Raw genomic sequence first — 17,607 nt, 5'->3', positions numbered from 1 at the left:
CCTTTGCAGCGTTAATAAATTTATACGTGCTCTGGAGCATGAAGAAAAACGTTTTTATTTCAGGTAAAACATGAATGCGATTCATACATTAAAGGGACGTACTCTTGTGGTGTGTATTTAATATGGGTGCAAAGTACTTAAACATACTTTGAAAGTCTAGATGGCTAAATGGGTGAGGCTATGATGTGGTTTTTTCATGTGAAACGTGAGTAATATTCAATACTTAACGCCGCAACTATTGTTCCTTTAATTGATATACTCGAAATCTAAACGAATAACAGAGATAAAGGGAATGAGTGAATTAATCGTGTTGGTGCTTTACTGCGCTTTACTTGGCAGTGGCGTTGGGTTTTTAGCCGGTTTATTAGGGATTGGTGGCGGTTTAGTGATTGTGCCAATACTCAGCATTATATTACTGCACTTTAATGTCTTACCCGCAGAGCAGGTCGTGGTAGTGGCTATTGCAACCTCATTGGCATCCATACTTTTTACTTCAACGTCGTCAGCAATAGCGCATCATAAAAATGGTAATGTGCCATGGGAAATTGCGCCTTGGGTGATGGTTGGTGTGGCACTTGGTGCGCTCATCAGTGGGTTTATTGCGGCGTTATTACCAGAAAATGTGGTGAGGTTAGTATTCGCTATTTGCGTTGTGCTCATTGCGCTTAAAATGATTTTTGGGGGCAGGGGAGATACATCCACTGCGCGCCAATTACCTAATAAAGGCCTGCTTACATTTTTAACCACAATCACCGGTGGCTTATCGGCCATGATAGGTATTGGGGGCGGTGCGGTGCTTGTGCCATTATTAACGTTTTTTTCAGTCGATATGAAAAAAGCCATTGGTTGCGCATCGGCTTGTGGCATTGTTATTGCGCTATTTGGTTCGGTAGGTTACATCAGTGCGGGTAGTCAGTACTTTGCATTGCAAGACGGTTTTGCAGGGTTTGTTTATTTACCGGCTCTGTTGGGTATTGTTTGTACGTCTTGGTTTACTGCGCCTTGGGGGGCCCTAGCAACGCAGACATGGCCAGTGTCATTGATCAAAAAAATATTTGCCACTTTGCTTATTATAATGGCCGTTAATATGCTGACTCGCTAGCATATTTTTAATGCTTGAGTGTAAGGCACCTGTTGGGCAGCTATGTCTTGCATTCAAGTTTTTTGGGCTAGCGTAATCTAGCAATTTGCATTTTATCGTGGGATGCTATGTTTACGTTTAACACCTGAATTTTATGTGCGTTCGCAATTTCCTACTAAACTTGCAAGGGCAGAATTCATAGAGCGCGCAGCGATGCAGGGAAGTGAAAAAGCACGTATATGTTTGTCGATGAGCAAGTGGGCGTAAACAGTGCGGCTAAAGCCTATGCGATTAATCGTTTGCTTATGGAAATGACGCAAAATAATGATTTATATAATCGCTATGCTTGGTTTGAGCAAAAGCACTCCCCACGCTTGTCACAGAATGAGCTGGCTGATGCTAATACCTTGTTTGAGCAGTGGTTAGCAGAGATAAATAAAAATGGCTCTCTTTATCCGAGTGAGTGAGTTTTAAGGAGGAAATTTACGATGATAAAACCAGATTACGCAAATTATACATTGGCAGAACTGATTGATTGCCAACATCATATAGACGCACACGCATGGCCTGAACGTGTTAAAGAAATCGATCACTATCTTGGCCTGTATGCTGCAAAATCGCCTGAACATGAACGGGAATACAAGCAGGCAGTCTTTAACGCATTTTGCGATACCTTACGTCGCGATCTTGCGATAAACATCGATGATAACATTTTGTGGTTTTTAAGGTTTTTTTCTAAGCGTGCAAAAGCGTTAACTCCAAGTACATTTGCTGATGAAGTGTGTCCACTTTGCCATGCAAGTCTTCATGCTCGAACTTGGGCTGGTGGTTGGGAATTGCACTGTAAAGCATGTGATGTGGCGGGTATTGTCGTCGAACGTTACTCTGTTTAAGAAGTCGAATCGTGGTAAAAAAAACAAGTAAAAAAGGTGTAGATTTTACTTTGTACTTGTGACTTTTGGTTATATAGTCTACGCCTAACCTTAGGGGAGTAGTCGCTTAGTTACTAAGATGAACGTCAACAGTCTCCGAACATTCGTTCGTGGCGTTCATGTCCGTAGTATGGATTGACAAGACTTAAGGCATCTACTGTGTTCCGGGCGGGCATAGTGCATGCCTTATTGTATTCCGCCCTAAGGAGCCTGCTCGTGTTTATTACTTTTCTAGCGTGTCGTCTGGGTGACTACGCAATGTTCAAGTCGGTCATTTTGTTACTACTGATGCGCCGGGAGTTCATATGATTACTTTTGTCCTCGCTATTTTATGCGGTTTTGCATTGCTGATTTGGAGTGCCGATCGATTTGTTGATGGTGCCGCTGTCAGTGCTAAATATGCGGGTATGCCAACTCTTTTAATTGGTATGGTCGTTGTTGGCTTTGGCACGTCTGCGCCAGAAATGTTGGTGTCAGCTATGGCGGCGGCAGACGGCAGCCCAGAGCTTGCCTTAGGGAATGCCGTTGGGTCAAATATCGTAAATATAGGGCTGATATTGGGCCTTACAGCTATTATCTCGCCGATTGTTGTTCATTCAACGATTGTTAAAAAAGAGCTACCACTATTACTGCTTGTTAGTATTTTGCTTGCTGTGTTGATATGGGACAACAGCCTAACGCGTTTTGATGCCATTGTATTATTACTTGGGTTTCTAGCCTTTATTGGCTGGAGTATTTTTGCTGCGCTAAAAAGCAAAAACGATACCTTACAAAACGATGTTGAGCAGGAACTGAGTGCCCAACCTATGTCGCTTAAGGCGGCTATTACTTGGTTAGTCATCGGGCTTATTGTACTCATTGCCAGCTCTCGTTTACTTGTGTGGGGGGCGGTAAATATTGCTGAACTTATGGGAATAAGCGATTTAATTATTGGCTTAACTATTGTGGCACTGGGTACGTCGTTACCTGAACTTGCCGCCTCAGTTGTCGCAGCGCGAAAAGGCGAACACGATATTGCCATTGGTAACGTGATTGGCTCTAACATGTTTAATATTTTAGCGGTGACAGGCATTGCTGGTGTTATTGCGCCTGCCGTTAATCTTTCAAGTGATTTATTAATGCGTGATTGGTTAGCGATGTTCTCTTTAACGCTATGTTTATTAGTGTTTGCTTATGGTTATCGCAGGACTGGCAGAATAAACAGAGTTGAAGGGGTTGGGCTACTGCTTGTGTACTGTGCCTATAATACGTGGTTACTGTTTTCAGTAAGCAATTAAGTTAACGAATTGAAATATAAATATATTATACAGGACATAGTATGAAACAAACGGTTAGCGATTTTTGGCTTAATCACTCACAGACTATTATTGCGCTGGGCTACAAATTGGTGTTGGCGATTGTAATTTTGATTGCCAGTGCGCTTATCGCCAAGTCTGTGAAAAAGGCGATTAAAAACTCTCATTCAAAACTGAATAAAGTAGACGACACACTCTTGCCTATTTTGTCATCGGTTACAGGCTATACGGTATATGTGATTGGTGGTGTGTTTATTTTAGATATTTTTGGCGTAAATACCGCAAGTTTGATTGCGTTAGTGGGGGCCGCAGGCCTCGCGATTGGTTTAGCGCTTAAAGATACTTTAAGTAATATTGCTGCTGGCATGATGTTACTTATTTTAAGGCCCTTTAAAGTGGGTGACTTTGTTGAAATAGGTTCAATGCAAGGAACAGTTTCTGAAGTTAATTTGTTCACCACTATTTTTCAAACCATCGATGGCTTATATATCGCATCACCGAACGGGATTGTGTGGGGCAACAATATTAAAAACTTTACTCGAAATGGTAAACGCCGCATGGATATTGTTGTGGGTATTTCGTATGCCGATTCGATTGATGAAGGGTTCGATGTTTTAAAACGTATTGCTGCCAGTGAACCTCGCTTACTTTTAGAGCCTGCACCTCACGTTATGGTATCGGCTATGGCCGAAAGTGCAGTTAATATACAGCTTAGAGCGTGGGCTAAAAATGACGATTATTGGCAAACGTATTGGGATTTAAATAAGCGCGTTAAAGAGTCAATCGAAGACGCAGGCTTAACGATTCCATTTCCGCAGCGTACCTTACACATACCCGAACGGCTTGTTACAAAAAGCGAGTCTGTGTGAAATAAAAGCCACAACTGTGGCTTTTATTGTTTAACCACCGTGGGTGGTAACAATGCATTATGGTAAAGATAAACAAACGCTCACTCAGGACCCAATTGCCAATGATGTTTTACAGTTTAACAACGACAAACGTCGACATCAGCACACATAAGCTGTCGTTTCGATGGGTTAATAAATGGTATGAACGGCATGAATACACAGTTTAAAAATAAACCACCCGTTGTCCTTATTCATGGTATGTGGAGCACCGCGGTGGCTATGCAAGACGTGGCGGCAGTATTTACGCAACAGGGCTTTGAAGTTCATGCATTAACGTTGCCAATGCATTTTGACAAATCAAGTTATACAACGGCAGATAAACAGACATTAGCGAAGCTGCGCTTACAAGATTATGTTGCGTTTATTATGGCAGAAATAGCCAAGCTTGATAGGCCTGCCATTATAGTTGGTCATTCGATGGGTGGGTTACTGGCTCAATTGGTCGCAGCAAGGACGCATGTTGCCAAGCTTATTTTACTTTCATCAGCCGCACCGGGGGGGATCAATGCATGGAGTTGGTCTGTTATTCGCACATTTGGACGTAATTTATTTTTATTTCCGCTATGGCGGCGGGTAACACACATCACGCTTGCGCAGATTCGTTATGGTATTGCGAATACGCAACCTGATTCGGTTCAGCAGCTAATATATCAGCATGCGACTTATGAGTCGGGGCGGGCTACATTTCAAATGGGGGTAAGTGGCTTTTTTCCAACGGGTTATTCACGCGTTAATAGTGCATCAATTCGCTGCCCAATACTTATCATTGCGGGCAATAAAGACAGGGTGACCCCCATCAAAGCACAGCGAGCAATGGCAAAAAAATATGCCCGAAATAAGGCTCAGTTTATTGAGCTTGAAGGTGTTTGTCACTGGACTGTGGGCGGCGAGCATGTTGAAGTTGTCCGCAGCGCCATGTTGTCATGGCTGGCTGAGGACGCGCAAGCTTAAGCTTTCTTTACAAATTTTGCAGTGACCATCATTTCGCCGATACCGTCTACTTTACAGTCGAGCTCGTGGTCTTTTTTATCGAGCACTCGGCGAATAACAGCTTTGGTGCCAATTTTAATGACTTGTGAGCTGCCTTTGATTTTTAAATCTTTAGCAACTGTCACTTTGTCGCCATCTACCAATAAAGTGCCGTTGGCATCTTTTACTGTGATCACGTCATCGCTATTTACAGCCGTTGGATTCCATTCATGCCCACATTCAGGGCATATGAGGTTATTTTGATCTGGGTATACGTATTCCGATTGACACTTTGGGCAAGGAGGGGTCGACATAAACTACACCTAGGTTAATTTTATTTGCGCTTATATTAATGGCTAATGGTGCACTATGCGAGCCTAAGTTACTTACAAATACACCATCATGGCATTGTATTAGGGGGTTTCCAGTGTTTTGCTCACAGAAAAAATGCCTCTTAAATCGCCTAGTTTATACCCAGTTGCTAAGTCGTTAGGGTAATGATTATTGAGCGCTTGTTTTACCTCTGGTGATATTTTTTCACCGTGACAGGCTAAACACACCGGGGCAACTTTTATGGCTTTGGCAAAGCGAAACTGACCATCGCGGGTGGTTGAAAATGTGACATTCTCGATGCTTTCGCTGTTTCGTAGCATGTCCAGAAGTTCGGCTATTTTCTCGGCCTCCCAACCATCGGGTTTATTGTTCGGGTTTCGGTTTTTGCTGCTTTTACGAGCGACTTTCCAGCCATTGATTGACAAACTTTCAGCGATAGCGGGCGCCTTCATTTGGCACACATCAATCCCTGCAACAAGCCCACCTTGCTGTATTGCCTCACCAAGTTCAGATTTGAGTGTGTTTGCAAATAATGCAATGCGCTCAACGGCTTCGCTCTCCAAACTCGCGATATTTGGCGGTGTTGTTTGTGCATAGCTCATTGAACTGAAAAGTACTAAAAGACCGCTGACTCTTTTTGCTGTGACCATGGTGATTCTCATTATATTAGTTATAACTAATATAATAGGGTAGATTTTAAGATTTTGCGAATAGCGTGTGGTCATAGGCCGAATTGAAAGCAGGGATGTTGATTTAACCCTATTAATGCACATGTTTTTATTCATCGTAGAGGTTTATTTTAGAGCGTTTAGTGTTGTTTTGAACGCACCTAAAACTGGTGTAAATAAGCGCAATTAGTTATTGTGGGACTTTAATAGCGTAGAGAATAATAATTATGAAATATGTATTGAGTGCCTTTGTGGTGCTTTTGTCAACGACGCTGTTTGCCGCTGAAGCGCCCTATGCTGGCGATATAACGGTTGCAGACTTACTTAAAAACTACGCTGAATTTAGCGAAGAATATGAAGACTATTCGCCAAGCGAAAATGACCTAAACACAATAAAAGCACTGCAAGGCAAGCAAGCTTTAGTTTTTTTAGGCACGTGGTGCCATGATTCAAAACGCGAAGTACCGCGCTTTTTAAAATTGCTTGATATGGCTAAAGTGCAACTTGGTTCATTGCGTTTAGTTGCGGTTGGCTACGACAAGCTCGACCCTAACGGCCTCGCAAAGAAGCATGACTTACGTTACACCCCTACCATCATTATCAGTGATGATGGCACAGAACTTACCCGAATGATTGAAAAGCCTCAGCAAAGTATTGCCCGCGATCTTACGGGGCAGGATCAAATTCAATAAACTTTTCGATTGGTAATGGCATTGAAATTAAATACCCTTGAATGTAATCAATGCCTTTATCACTGACCAGTTGCCATTGTTCTGAGCTTTCGACCCCCTCGGCAGTGATGGTTAAGTTTAAATGATGCGCCAAGTCACTCATGGTTTGTAAAAAAAGACCGTCACGCGGGTTTTCGACGCAATTACAAATAAACGCACGGTCTATTTTCACGTTATCAAGGGGGAATTGCTGTATGGACGCAAGCGATGAATAACCCGTTCCAAAGTCATCAAGCGATAAATCAAAGCCCGCTGTTTTTAGTTTGTGCATTAAGCTAATGGCATATTGTGTGTTTTGAAAAAGAGCAGACTCAGTGATCTCAAGGTTTATTTCTTGATCCGCCGGGAACAAGGTCATTTTTTCTTGGCTTAAACGTTTTACGAGATGCGCATCTGAAAACTGTTTACGAGACAGGTTTATCGACATTCTTATACGAATGTTATTTTCCACTAATCGGTGACAGTCTTCAGCGACTTTGGCAATGATCCACCGCGATAATAAGTTGATCAACGCAGACTGCTCTGCAATGGCGATAAATTCGTTTGGTGACACATAGCCCCTAACAGGATGCTGCCACCTAACTAATGCCTCGCATGCAACCAACGCCCCTGTTTTGGTATTAAGAATGGGTTGGTAAACCATACTCAATTGCTTACCGGTAGAGAGGGCGTGACGCAAATCACTTTCTAAGTCGCTCTTTGCTATCAGCTTATCTTTTAGAGACTGGCTGTAAATAGTGAATGTTTTTTCTAAGCTATGGCACTCATTCATTGCAATAAGTGCCGTATTAATTTGCTCTCTTGCATCGAGACTTTGTAAATGAGGGTAACCCACACCAATATAAAAATGATAAAAGTGGGCCGTGCCTGCGGTTTCAATTAAACCAGCAACTTGGTGTTGAAGTTTATCAACAAAGGTTGCAAGCTTTTCATCAATAATAGCTTCTTTTAACAGCATTAGAAAACACCCGGGTTTAATATGAGCGCAAAATGCGTGGTAGTGCTCTGCAAACTCTATTAAACGATTGGCAATGATTATTTGTAATTCGTTTATGAAATTATGACCATAGATATCTTCGAGTTGTCGAAAGCCTTTTATTTCAGCGCATAACAAGGTAAGTCCTGAGTTATATTGATTTTGAGGACATAAGCTGGTGATGTATTTTTCAGTGTAATGGCGATTAGCCAGTCCGGTCATTGGATCAAAATTAGCTTGCCGATAGAGTTCATGTTGCTGGTGTTTTTCGTCACTGACGTCTTCGACAGTCCCCACTAAAGTGTTGGTTTTAAAGTTCCACTCTGCAAGTTCGTGAAACCAGCGCTTTTCGCCATTAATTTTTATGGTGTACTCAAGCTCTATAGGCGTATTTGGGCGTGAATTGATAAAATTTAAAAAGGCATTTTTATAAAAACTGTCGATGCTGTTACAGATAGCGTTGATCGTTTGTTCTGCCGAATCTGAGTTAAAAAGCACTTTGGCTTGGGCTGATAAATGACGCGTTCCCGTATCGGGTGATAAGTGCCAGCTCCCCACACCACTCAATGATTGTGCTTGTTTGAGTGCTAACGCTTGTTCTGAAAGTTCGACTGTTTGTTTTTGCACTAATTCTTCTAAATTATGCTCGTGCTCGCGAAGACGCGCCGTGATAAAAAACAAATAACAGCTGATAGATGACAACAGCAGTGAGAACAGCAGTAAAACAGCAATTTCGGTGTGACTACGCAATATAAATTGGTCTTTAATGCCGACTACCCATTGCTGATTTTTTATCATGATCGGCTGAGTTAGCCATTCACTTTCATCAAACGTCTGATTAGCGAGTAAAGGCCGGTAATTGGTGTCTTGTTTTTGCCAGACTTCAAAACGATGAGATGCAGAGGCAAGTTTAGGTTTAATATTGCTTATAAATTCAGGAAAGCGCAGCACAGCAATACTAAACCCCCAAAGGGTGTCTTGTTTAAAAATAGGTAAGCGTGCGACTAACCCTTGTCCACCTTGTGAGAGCTCTTTAGGCCCATCAAGTTGCATTTGTTTGGTTTGTATCGTTTTTTGCAAAGAATCTTGGATGGTTTTGTTTTTGAATAAGTCTGCATTGATGACACTTTCATGGCTTAGTAATGGATAGCTGTAGGCAATAATTCCGTTTGGCGCCAACTGGATCGTTTGGCTGCCATCGCTGTGATTAAGGATTTGTTTGGCGAGTGTTTCGAACTGCTCTTGTGTGTATGAATAGTCACGCATTGCTGCGCGCACTAAATAAGGGCCTTGAAGGGCATTGAGAATGGCCTTTTCAACATCGCTACTGTAACTATTCAGAATCGTTTTTTGTTCCAGCTCATGCATTTCTTGCCTATCAAAATACACCTTGAATGCAATCGTTGAAAATAAGCCGAAACTAATGATAAAGGAAAGTAACGATTGAGAGATTTTATTTTTCTTCAGCAAGGGCATCCCTAAACTCTTAGGCAATTAAAGTATGAAATTACTTACTGAAAAATACTAGTTTAGGGTTGCTTTATTGTCTAGCAAAGCTCAATAATTACTCATCAATTTCAACAAAATAGCAAAATGTAACAGACCAGATTACAATAACTTGCAAATACTTAAGAAAGAACTCCTATGTACCAAGCTGTAATAAAAGCAATAGATAATGCAAATAATGCTGATCCAAATAGTGTGAAGTTCGAGGGGCTGTCATATGCAAAAGAATTCCTTTATGCGATGCGTATGACAGACATGCTAACGCGTTTTAAACCTGACGCTGATGAGTTAATGCACATTGCTGCACGAGGTCAGCATATTGAACGTTGGCGCTCACCTCGCAGTGATTTCCCTTTAGGTAAGGAGGGTTATTATCAGTGGCGAGGCGCGTTATACGATTTTCATGCTGAGCGAGTGACTGCGCTAATGAAAACTGCGGGCTATTCAATAGCTGATTGTGAGCGTGTGTATGCTGCGGTTGCTAAAAAGAACATTAAACATAACCCTGACAGCCAGCTGATAGAAGATATTGCAAGTTTGGTATTTATTGAGCATTACATGCTTGATTTTGCAATGAGTAAACCTGATTACGACGAGGCGAAATGGCTGGGGATCATTCGTAAAACATGGCAAAAAATGTCGAGTGAAGCACATGAGTTTGTTTTAGGTGGGCAAATCGCATTGCCAGAACCATTAAAACCGCTTATTTTAAAAGCGCTTAACTAATATTAAAAACAAGGATGTTTTATGGATTGTCCACGCACAAATACACCACTTAATGAGGTGAGTATTGGCGATACTAAGGTGTATTTTTCATCAACGGGTGGCGTGTTTTTTGATAATCGGCAAATATTTCACTTCAGCGATCCCAATTTAAAAACAGCACAGGTGTTGGTCGCACACTTACAAACATTACCGACAGAATGCATTGATCTTACCAAGCGGATTAATTGCCCTAAGTGCCCTGATATCGTGATGATGCGGCGTTTTTTTACCCCGCTTAAAGTAGTTGAGTTAGATGAGTGCCCCAACTGTGCCGCGATTTGGCTTGATAATGGTGAACTTGAAAAAATTCATGAAAATCACCTAACCCCAAAAGAACGTGAACTATTACGTCTCGATATGGCAAACAACCATGGCTTTATTCAAGTTAAGATCCCAAAAAGGCGTTATTCTGTTGATGCTGAAAAACCAGAATCTAAGGCAAGCTCATCATTAGAAAAACTGGCACAGCTGGCATACTTATCGCTTTTGAATGACTGATAACCTATATAAAGCCCCTGAGGCTGAGCTAACTCGCAAAGCTATGTACCTCTCGAAACCTCGAGATTTAGCTATTTGTGATGTACTGTTTTCTTTTCAAGGGCGTTTAAATCGTAAACAGTTCTGGTTTCGACGATGGTATTTTTTAAATTTTTTCACTATTAAAAAGCCTGTGTCAGCGAAGACACAGGCTGTTTATTACACGTTTAGCGTGTTATAGCTTAACCAGCATTTTGCCCTTATTCTTACCTTCGAATAAACCAAGAAAAGCATTTACGGCATTTTCTATGCCTTCGTATACTGTTTCTTCAGACTTAACTTTACCTTCACTGAGCCATGCGCCCATTTGCTCGATAAATTCAGGGAATTGGTCAAAATAATCAATAACAATAAAGCCCTGTACGGTTAACTTTTTAGAGTTAATGAAGAATAAGTTATTTGGCCCAGGTTGCGCCGTGTCGTTGTTGTAACCTGAGATCATGCCACAAACAGGAATGCGGCCGTAATCGTTCATCACATTTAATGCTGCTTCAAGGTGGTCGCCACCGACATTTTCAAAGTAAACATCAATCCCTTGTGGAGCGGCTTGCTGAAGTGCTTGAGTAAGGTTTTCAACGGTTTTGTAGTTGATTACAGCATCAACCCCTAAGTCTTTTACCATGCGTGCTTTTTCATCTGAACCCACCGAGGCGATAACTTTACAGCCTTTTAGCTTAGCAATTTGGCACACAACACTGCCGACTGCGCCAGATGCAGCAGATACAAACACAGTGTCTGTTTCTTTTAGAGTGATAACTTTTGTAAGGCCTGCCCATGCAGTTAAACCTGTCATACCCATGGTGCTTAAAAATAATTGATCAGGCAGTGGTACATCAGGTAATAAGGTTAAGTCGCTGCCATCGCTAATGTGTGCAGTGCGCCAGCCACTAAGGTGAGTTACTTTACTGCCAACAGGAAATTGATTGTTACGTGATTCAATTACTTCGCCAATGGCACCGCCATCCATAACGTCGTTTAATTTAAAGGGTTCGATGTAAGATTCACGATCTATCATACGTGGGCGCATGTAAGGGTCGACTGACATCCAGGTGTTTTTAATTAAGACTTCACCATCTTGTAGTTCAGGCAATGTTATTTCTACTTGCTTGAAGTTATTGTGGGTCGGCATGCCTGTAGGGCGTGATACTAAATGAATCTGTTGACTTGTAGCCATAAAAACCTCGTATTTTTTAATCTAGCAATGCTAGTGAAATAACAAACTAAGATTCACGCAAAACATTTGCGCGCAAACTATTTGCGATCAATTTAATGATCTTTTAGGCAAATGGCAAGTGTTATTCGAAAATAATTTGCGCGCAAAGTAAATTAACGTAATAATAGCCGCAGTAATTATCTTTAAGGCACTGCAATGACTCAAAACTTATCAGACAATGTGTGTTTTACACTTTACAGTGCGACTAATGCGCTAATAAGAGCGTTTCGCCCTTTACTCGAAGCGTATGACTTAACCTATCCACAATACATCGTGATGCATTCTTTGTGGTACAGAAATCAAGTAAGCTTAAAAGAGCTTTCTTTTGATACGCATTTAGACTCAGGCACACTGACCCCTATTGTGAAACGGTTAGAAGCAAAAGGCTTGTTAACTCGCCAAGTCTCTAGTGAAGATGAACGCAAAAAAGTGATCTCGTTAACAGAGCAGGGCATACAGCTTAAAACAGACGCGGAAGAATTAACGGCTAAGTTAATGGCACGCTCTAATATGAGCTTAGATCGCCTTGAGGAACTTCGCGTGCTGACACTAGAGCTGCATACCGAGCTGACAAAAAGTTAAATCTCAATGAGGCACACCAATGTACCTTCAATGGCCCTTACATAGGCATAATGTTGGGCGTCTTTTTTTGTCGGTGGGCATAAAGGTTCAGCACCTGCAAGTACGGCTTTATCGTAGCTTTGTGCTAGGTTTTCACAACTAAATCTTAATTCAAATCCCAATGCGGGTTGCTTCGGGTGTGCGCGAATGTAGCCTTGCTTAAAATAAGATTGCGCGTGTGGGTGAGTGGCAAACGCTAATTTCACCGTGCCCGTTACGAGCTCACCGTACTCTGCATCGTCACTTATATGATTGGTATTAAAACCAAATGCTTGATAATAAAAGTCGAGTACTTCTTCTACGTTATCGACGTAAATAACCTGACTTATAAACTCCATTCATTGTGCTCTTGTTTTTATTCGTCCTATAAATAAAGCACAGTTTTTGCTGTTTTGCAGGGATAAAAAAACCTTGTAGGCAAATGCGTACAAGGTTTTTTATAGTTGTTAGAGTTCTTGCCTAGCTCTTCTGTCTTATGAATTTGGTATTTATATCACTTAAATTATTACACAATGAAAATGGTGCTGAAATATCGATAGTAAATGATTGCAATATGACTTGGTCATCAATTATTGCACGAATAATAACCGTGGATTGCCCAATATCTGAATCAGAAGGCATCCACGTTATTTCATTTTGGTTAATTACCATGCCACTAGGTGCTTTAACAAGGCTGTATTCAACGCCTCCAACATAATTAACAGTGATGGAATATGAAAATATCTCTTCAATCATAACTTGGGTGGAAGGGGTTGAGGTAAATTCATAATCACTAACAGGAATGTCTAGACCAACATCTGATTTATTCAAACGGCTTAGCTTACCATCAAACCATGTTAAAATACTCTCGCCTACTTCCTGTAAGACCACTATTCGCGAACCACTCGAAACAGAGCCTATTTCATTCCCATCTTGATCATGGATAGTTGCGTAGTTATTTACAGTAGCGCAAATAGCTGGTTCTTTTATTAAATAACCACTGGCATATGCCCAGCGAGGTACACCATCATACCAAAAACTAGCCCAATTGTTGTTTTGTTCTACTGCAACATATTGCTCACCAATATTAAAATAACCTACTTTAGTACTTGAACTAGTATTGTTTGTTCGAATGTTTACACCTTTTTTTGCAGTGTAAATCTCGCAAAGGCTATTAGACTGCAACTCTACAGATAAAATGAAACTTTGCTTTAAGTCTTTTTTTCCTGGATATGAAGCAGATATTTCAATAGTGTGAAGCCCAATATTAGTTTCATTTGGCTGCCACGATATTCTTCCATCTACCATTTCCATACCGAGTGGAGCAGACATTAGTTGAAAACTAACATCTTTATTGATATTTAAACTTGGTGAATACAAAAAATTACTTCCACTATAAGCAACTTTGTTTGGTTTTGATATATAACTACGCTCTCCTTGAACTAAGTCAGCTCTATTAATATGTGCTAACTCACCATAATATAATGTCTCAATGTAATCTTCCGTCTGACTTAAAACTACAAATTTTGCATTTTCAGGAACATAACCAATTATACCACCACTCAAATTGTAAACTGGAGTTTCAGTTTTCGTTGAAACACACTCGCCTTGAACTTCATTTAGATATCCGACAGTATACGCCCAGCGAGGTTGAGAATCGTACCAAAAACTAGCCCAACTTCCTTGCCTTTCAATGAGGGCATATTTATCACCGATGTCGAAATAGCCTACTTTTGTACTGCTGCTGCTGGCCGTAGAGCGGATGTTTACACCTTTTATGCTTTCTAGAATAGCGCAAGAATTCTGTTCTTCATTTAATACCTGTAAATAAAACTCCTGTATTACATCTTCTTTACCTGGAGATGAGGCTATTACTTTCACTAAATGATTGCCAATATCTTCATCATCCGGAAACCAATTGATAGTGCCATTACTTAATTCCATTCCTTGAGGATGTATACTTAATTGCAAAGTTATATTGCTATCTTGATTCACAATCGGCGTATATGAGAAAGGAAAACCTACGTATGCTTTATTATCCGAAGAAGAAATAAATTCAAGAGGTTCTGTAAATTGAAGATTAACCTTATTTATCAGGCCAACTTTTCCATCATACCATGTTTCAATCTGATTATCGGTTTGTTGAAGAACAACCCACTGAGAGCCACTTGGGATAGTGCCAAGTACATTCCCAGCCATATCAAAAACAGACGTTTGGCTTATTACTGTCGCACAACTATTCATAGTGAGGTTTAAGTACCCTGGTTCATAAGACCATCTTGGTATACCATCAAACCAAAAATTAGCCCAATTACCTCGCTGCTCTACCCTTGCGTATTGCTGACCAATATCAAAATAACCTACTTTTTCACTAGATCCTATGTCTTCAGCACGAATATTAACTCCTTTAACAGATTCAAATATTGCACAATTTCCTAAGTTGGTTGGCTTAACGATTATAGAGAAGGCCTGTGTAATATCTGCCGTACCAGAATATGATGCAGTTAATATAATTTCATGACTACCTTGATCATTATCTGTTGGTTGCCAGTAGATCACTCCTTGGTCAATATACATCTCCAATGGAGCTTTAGTAAGTTCATAAGTAACATTCTGATTATTATTTAGACTAGGGGCATATCTATACGTTGTCCCCATAAATGCCTCATTATTTGGTATTGTTATGAAATTTTTTGTTTCATTAGTCTCTAATTCTTGGCTGTCAGACTTTAAAATGTAACCAAGCTCTTGTTGCCAACTAACTTGATACCAGTCTTCAATTTCTTGAAGAACAACAATGGTAGCACCTTCACTTATAGTTCCTAAGCTATTAGCAGTAGGTGAAGGAAACTGATTAATATGAGTTTCATTATTAATTGAAATACACCTGCCACCCCCTTCAATCAAATAACTATTATTGTATGCCCATGCATTTTGGCCTTCATACCAGATATTCGTCCAATTACCTTCTGTTTTTATAATGTTGTAGCGTTCTTCACGATTAAGAAAACCTAGTGTTGAAGAAGAACTAGTATTTCCTGCTCTTACGTTTACGCCTTTTATAACTTCGGCTACTCGACATGCTGACTGGTTACTAGTTTTTACCGTGACTTCAAAGGAGTGTTCAATTACGGCTTCTGAGTTTGCTAAAAGACCTCTTAAAGTGAATGATTGAAGACCACTATCTCCGGTTAAAGGTGTCCACTTAATAATTCCTGCACTTATAACACTATTGGGTGGGCCTTGAATCATTTGCCAAGTAATATTGTCATTTGTTGATATCATTGGCTGGTAGGTGTATTGCATATTTACATAAGCTGAACTATTTGCTTTGGATACGACAGTCGGTGTTGAGTTATTCGATTTATTTTCAATAAATCCCAGCTTACCGTCATACCAAACTTCGTGCCATGCATCTGTGCTCGATAATATAGCCCAACTTGATCCAGCTTTTGCCGTTCCAATGACTTCTGACGAATTATCTGCATCATGAGTGACAACTTGATCTTGAAATAACTCAATACAAGAGTCTTGAACTTGCGAGAAATATCCGTTGCCATAAGCCCAGTATGATGCATCGTTGTACCAAATATTTAACCAGCTATCGGTGCTGTCTGTAGCTATAATTGCATATTTCTCACCTACATTTATGCTGCCTACAAGTTCTGATGATGATGTTGCTTGAGCTCTTAAATTGACACCCTTTATATTTTCAGCAATTAAACATTCTGAAAAAGCCTGTGCAGAAAAAAATATACATAAATAAAAAAACGTCCTTGTTAGTTTCATAAGTGTCACTGTTATTTGTTATTTGTTATTTGTTATTTATAATGGAGTGTGAATGATTTAATAGCAAATTATTTTTTTGTAGTTATATTTGGTTTGTTTTTCATTTTTATTTAGTGATTTTTTCTGCTTTCTGTTTTTTAATATTTATTTTGTTTGATACATTATTGAATTGATGTAATGTTTGTTTTAATAAAAGGGAAATTTTAATGATAAGGAATAGTTATGGAAATTAGGCCTACTAGTAGTTTTGTATCTTTTTTTTTGGTTGGTTTTCTGCTTTTTAGCTCTAAATTACTTGCTGTTAATTTAGATGATGTCAACCAAATAGAGTCTGAAATAAAAGATCTTAGATCGCAACCTGGTTATGGTTTAAGTTATATTCCAAATTTAGTTATACAGCTCAATAATGCTGAGATTAATCTAAATAAAGAACGTGTGTTAAATAATAAAAATGTTTCTGATCTTGATATTATACTTGATGTTATTTTGAAAAATAAACTGGCCTTAGCAAGGCATGTAAATGAGTATCGTTTATATGGTGAGCTTAATCAAGAGCTAGTGATGTTAATGGCAGGTACAGATAAAACAGCTATTGCTCATAAGAGTATTAGTTTAAATATTTTGTTAGCAGGTCCGAATATAGAGGCTGAGTCATTTTTTATTAACTATTTAAATAGTGATGAAATAGGTGGGCTTAGATTACGAGAAACGCTGATGTATTTTACTTTACATCCGAACAATGCAGTTAAAGACAGAGTCAGCTTTTTTGCCAGTGAAAAAGGGCACCCTATTTTTAGAGGGCCTGCAAGCTGGGTGTTTGGTAAATTAAGTACCATTGATGATACCGCAGCAATTGCGCAGCTAACTGCAGCGCTTAATCAGTCTATTATCGACAATTATGGTTTTGATACGCAGTTACTTACGTTGCTGGGGCTTGCTGAGGTTGCAAATATTAGTTACTTAAAGGCCAACTTTTCTAATGTTGGCCTTGATAAGAGCCTACTTGAACTAGGCGAACGCTACATCAATTTTAAGCGCACAAGCGGTATAAATAAAAGCCAGCTTATTAGCAATACCTTTAATAAAAGCATGACTCGCTATGAAAGAGATGAAGCGCTTGGTTATATTTTAAAAAACAATAAAGCTGATTTATTAAAAGAGTTAGGGCTATTGTTTGATACAGACAACGGCCTTGTTTTATCGCCTGAGCTGGCGCAACTTGCAAATATTTATGGCTACCAAATTAGTGGCAGTGCCGACAACCCCATTATTAGCGCTAAATAATTATTAAAATAGAAGGTTAA

17 protein-coding genes are annotated in these 17,607 nt (G+C 39.9%); 11 read left to right on the top strand and 6 right to left on the bottom strand.

What is annotated here, in order from left to right:
* Positions 1-292: 292 nt before the first annotated feature.
* From GZH31_RS19450 to GZH31_RS19425, 6 genes are all read left to right on the top strand, one after another.
* The gene (locus tag GZH31_RS19450) at positions 293-1,102 is read left to right on the top strand and encodes a sulfite exporter TauE/SafE family protein (protein WP_036972438.1); all 810 of its coding nucleotides are present in this window, start codon (positions 293-295) and stop codon (positions 1,100-1,102) included.
* 218 nt (positions 1,103-1,320) lie between these two features.
* Positions 1,321-1,548, top strand: a complete 228-nt coding sequence (locus GZH31_RS19445; protein ID WP_075593433.1) for a hypothetical protein — start codon at positions 1,321-1,323, stop codon at positions 1,546-1,548.
* Positions 1,549-1,569: 21 nt separating this feature from the next.
* Positions 1,570-1,974 (top strand): hypothetical protein, encoded by a 405-nt coding sequence (locus GZH31_RS19440; RefSeq protein WP_036972435.1) that lies wholly within the window; start codon positions 1,570-1,572, stop codon positions 1,972-1,974.
* 344 nt (positions 1,975-2,318) lie between these two features.
* Positions 2,319-3,290 (top strand): calcium/sodium antiporter, encoded by a 972-nt coding sequence (locus GZH31_RS19435; RefSeq protein ID WP_180311771.1) that lies wholly within the window; start codon positions 2,319-2,321, stop codon positions 3,288-3,290.
* A 41-nt stretch (positions 3,291-3,331) separates the two neighbouring features.
* A complete protein-coding gene (locus tag GZH31_RS19430) occupies positions 3,332-4,177 on the top strand; it encodes a mechanosensitive ion channel family protein (protein ID WP_074988513.1) in 846 nt (281 codons plus the stop codon).
* Between the two features lie 189 nt (positions 4,178-4,366).
* A complete protein-coding gene (locus GZH31_RS19425) occupies positions 4,367-5,167 on the top strand; it encodes an alpha/beta hydrolase (protein ID WP_065979609.1) in 801 nt (266 codons plus the stop codon).
* Here the strand turns inward: GZH31_RS19425 and GZH31_RS19420 are convergent.
* Together GZH31_RS19420 and GZH31_RS19415 are read right to left on the bottom strand one after the other, a co-directional pair.
* Positions 5,164-5,499, bottom strand: coding sequence for a zinc ribbon domain-containing protein YjdM (locus GZH31_RS19420; protein WP_074988514.1), 336 nt, complete (start codon positions 5,497-5,499; stop codon positions 5,164-5,166). The two genes, GZH31_RS19425 and GZH31_RS19420, sit on opposite strands and share 4 nt — an antisense overlap.
* Before the next feature lie 99 nt (positions 5,500-5,598).
* Positions 5,599-6,168, bottom strand: coding sequence for a DUF3365 domain-containing protein (locus tag GZH31_RS19415; RefSeq protein ID WP_074988515.1), 570 nt, complete (start codon positions 6,166-6,168; stop codon positions 5,599-5,601).
* 245 nt (positions 6,169-6,413) lie between these two features.
* On the opposite strand from GZH31_RS19415, the gene GZH31_RS19410 reads away from it, so the two are divergent.
* Positions 6,414-6,878 (top strand): thioredoxin family protein, encoded by a 465-nt coding sequence (locus GZH31_RS19410; RefSeq protein WP_036972428.1) that lies wholly within the window; start codon positions 6,414-6,416, stop codon positions 6,876-6,878.
* On the opposite strand, the gene GZH31_RS19405 is transcribed toward GZH31_RS19410, so the two are convergent.
* Entirely contained in the window at positions 6,853-9,261 is a 2,409-nt protein-coding gene (locus GZH31_RS19405; protein WP_180311770.1) for a bifunctional diguanylate cyclase/phosphodiesterase, read from the bottom strand. The two genes, GZH31_RS19410 and GZH31_RS19405, sit on opposite strands and share 26 nt — an antisense overlap.
* A gap of 276 nt (positions 9,262-9,537) precedes the next feature.
* Here GZH31_RS19405 and GZH31_RS19400 point away from each other — a divergent pair, with 276 nt between their 5' ends.
* Entirely contained in the window at positions 9,538-10,125 is a 588-nt protein-coding gene (locus GZH31_RS19400; protein WP_180311769.1) for a DUF4202 domain-containing protein, read from the top strand.
* Between the two features lie 21 nt (positions 10,126-10,146).
* Positions 10,147-10,662: a zf-TFIIB domain-containing protein gene (locus tag GZH31_RS19395; RefSeq protein ID WP_180311768.1), complete on the top strand. Its 516-nt coding sequence runs from the start codon at positions 10,147-10,149 to the stop codon at positions 10,660-10,662.
* Positions 10,663-10,876: 214 nt separating this feature from the next.
* Here the strand turns inward: GZH31_RS19395 and GZH31_RS19390 are convergent, their stop codons facing one another.
* Positions 10,877-11,875: an NADP-dependent oxidoreductase gene (locus GZH31_RS19390; protein ID WP_118845078.1), complete on the bottom strand. Its 999-nt coding sequence runs from the start codon at positions 11,873-11,875 to the stop codon at positions 10,877-10,879.
* 195 nt (positions 11,876-12,070) lie between these two features.
* Here GZH31_RS19390 and GZH31_RS19385 point away from each other — a divergent pair, with 195 nt between their 5' ends.
* Positions 12,071-12,496 (top strand): MarR family winged helix-turn-helix transcriptional regulator, encoded by a 426-nt coding sequence (locus GZH31_RS19385; protein ID WP_036972421.1) that lies wholly within the window; start codon positions 12,071-12,073, stop codon positions 12,494-12,496.
* Here GZH31_RS19385 and GZH31_RS19380 read toward each other — a convergent pair.
* Complete coding sequence (locus GZH31_RS19380) at positions 12,493-12,873, bottom strand: VOC family protein (RefSeq protein ID WP_036972420.1); 381 nt, start codon at positions 12,871-12,873, stop codon at positions 12,493-12,495. The genes GZH31_RS19385 and GZH31_RS19380 overlap by 4 nt on opposite strands.
* A 121-nt stretch (positions 12,874-12,994) precedes the next feature.
* On the bottom strand, positions 12,995-16,303 hold the full coding sequence (locus tag GZH31_RS19375; RefSeq protein ID WP_180311767.1) for a hypothetical protein: 3,309 nt from the start codon (positions 16,301-16,303) through the stop codon (positions 12,995-12,997).
* A 222-nt stretch (positions 16,304-16,525) separates the two neighbouring features.
* On the opposite strand from GZH31_RS19375, the gene GZH31_RS19370 reads away from it, so the two are divergent.
* On the top strand, positions 16,526-17,587 hold the full coding sequence (locus GZH31_RS19370; RefSeq protein ID WP_180311766.1) for a hypothetical protein: 1,062 nt from the start codon (positions 16,526-16,528) through the stop codon (positions 17,585-17,587).
* Positions 17,588-17,607 lie beyond the last annotated feature (20 nt).

The organism is Pseudoalteromonas sp. JSTW, assembly GCF_013423925.1.
Classification (GTDB): Bacteria; Pseudomonadota; Gammaproteobacteria; order Enterobacterales; family Alteromonadaceae; genus Pseudoalteromonas; species Pseudoalteromonas lipolytica.
Note: the sequence above shows the minus strand (reverse complement) of the source record. Positions and strands in the feature narration are given on the sequence as shown.

Coding starts and splice junctions, on each gene's coding strand:
- GZH31_RS19445 (WP_075593433.1), top strand. CDS start 1,321: ATGTTTGTCGATGAGCAAGTGGGCGTAAACAGTGCGGCTAAAGCCTAT.
- GZH31_RS19430 (WP_074988513.1), top strand. CDS start 3,332: ATGAAACAAACGGTTAGCGATTTTTGGCTTAATCACTCACAGACTATT.
- GZH31_RS19425 (WP_065979609.1), top strand. CDS start 4,367: ATGAATACACAGTTTAAAAATAAACCACCCGTTGTCCTTATTCATGGT.
- GZH31_RS19400 (WP_180311769.1), top strand. CDS start 9,538: ATGTACCAAGCTGTAATAAAAGCAATAGATAATGCAAATAATGCTGAT.
- GZH31_RS19420 (WP_074988514.1), bottom strand. CDS start 5,499: ATGTCGACCCCTCCTTGCCCAAAGTGTCAATCGGAATACGTATACCCA.
- GZH31_RS19415 (WP_074988515.1), bottom strand. CDS start 6,168: ATGGTCACAGCAAAAAGAGTCAGCGGTCTTTTAGTACTTTTCAGTTCA.
- GZH31_RS19385 (WP_036972421.1), top strand. CDS start 12,071: ATGACTCAAAACTTATCAGACAATGTGTGTTTTACACTTTACAGTGCG.
- GZH31_RS19375 (WP_180311767.1), bottom strand. CDS start 16,303: ATGAAACTAACAAGGACGTTTTTTTATTTATGTATATTTTTTTCTGCA.
- GZH31_RS19405 (WP_180311770.1), bottom strand. CDS start 9,261: ATGCATGAGCTGGAACAAAAAACGATTCTGAATAGTTACAGTAGCGAT.
- GZH31_RS19370 (WP_180311766.1), top strand. CDS start 16,526: ATGGAAATTAGGCCTACTAGTAGTTTTGTATCTTTTTTTTTGGTTGGT.
- GZH31_RS19435 (WP_180311771.1), top strand. CDS start 2,319: ATGATTACTTTTGTCCTCGCTATTTTATGCGGTTTTGCATTGCTGATT.
- GZH31_RS19380 (WP_036972420.1), bottom strand. CDS start 12,873: ATGGAGTTTATAAGTCAGGTTATTTACGTCGATAACGTAGAAGAAGTA.
- GZH31_RS19395 (WP_180311768.1), top strand. CDS start 10,147: ATGGATTGTCCACGCACAAATACACCACTTAATGAGGTGAGTATTGGC.
- GZH31_RS19390 (WP_118845078.1), bottom strand. CDS start 11,875: ATGGCTACAAGTCAACAGATTCATTTAGTATCACGCCCTACAGGCATG.
- GZH31_RS19440 (WP_036972435.1), top strand. CDS start 1,570: ATGATAAAACCAGATTACGCAAATTATACATTGGCAGAACTGATTGAT.
- GZH31_RS19410 (WP_036972428.1), top strand. CDS start 6,414: ATGAAATATGTATTGAGTGCCTTTGTGGTGCTTTTGTCAACGACGCTG.
- GZH31_RS19450 (WP_036972438.1), top strand. CDS start 293: ATGAGTGAATTAATCGTGTTGGTGCTTTACTGCGCTTTACTTGGCAGT.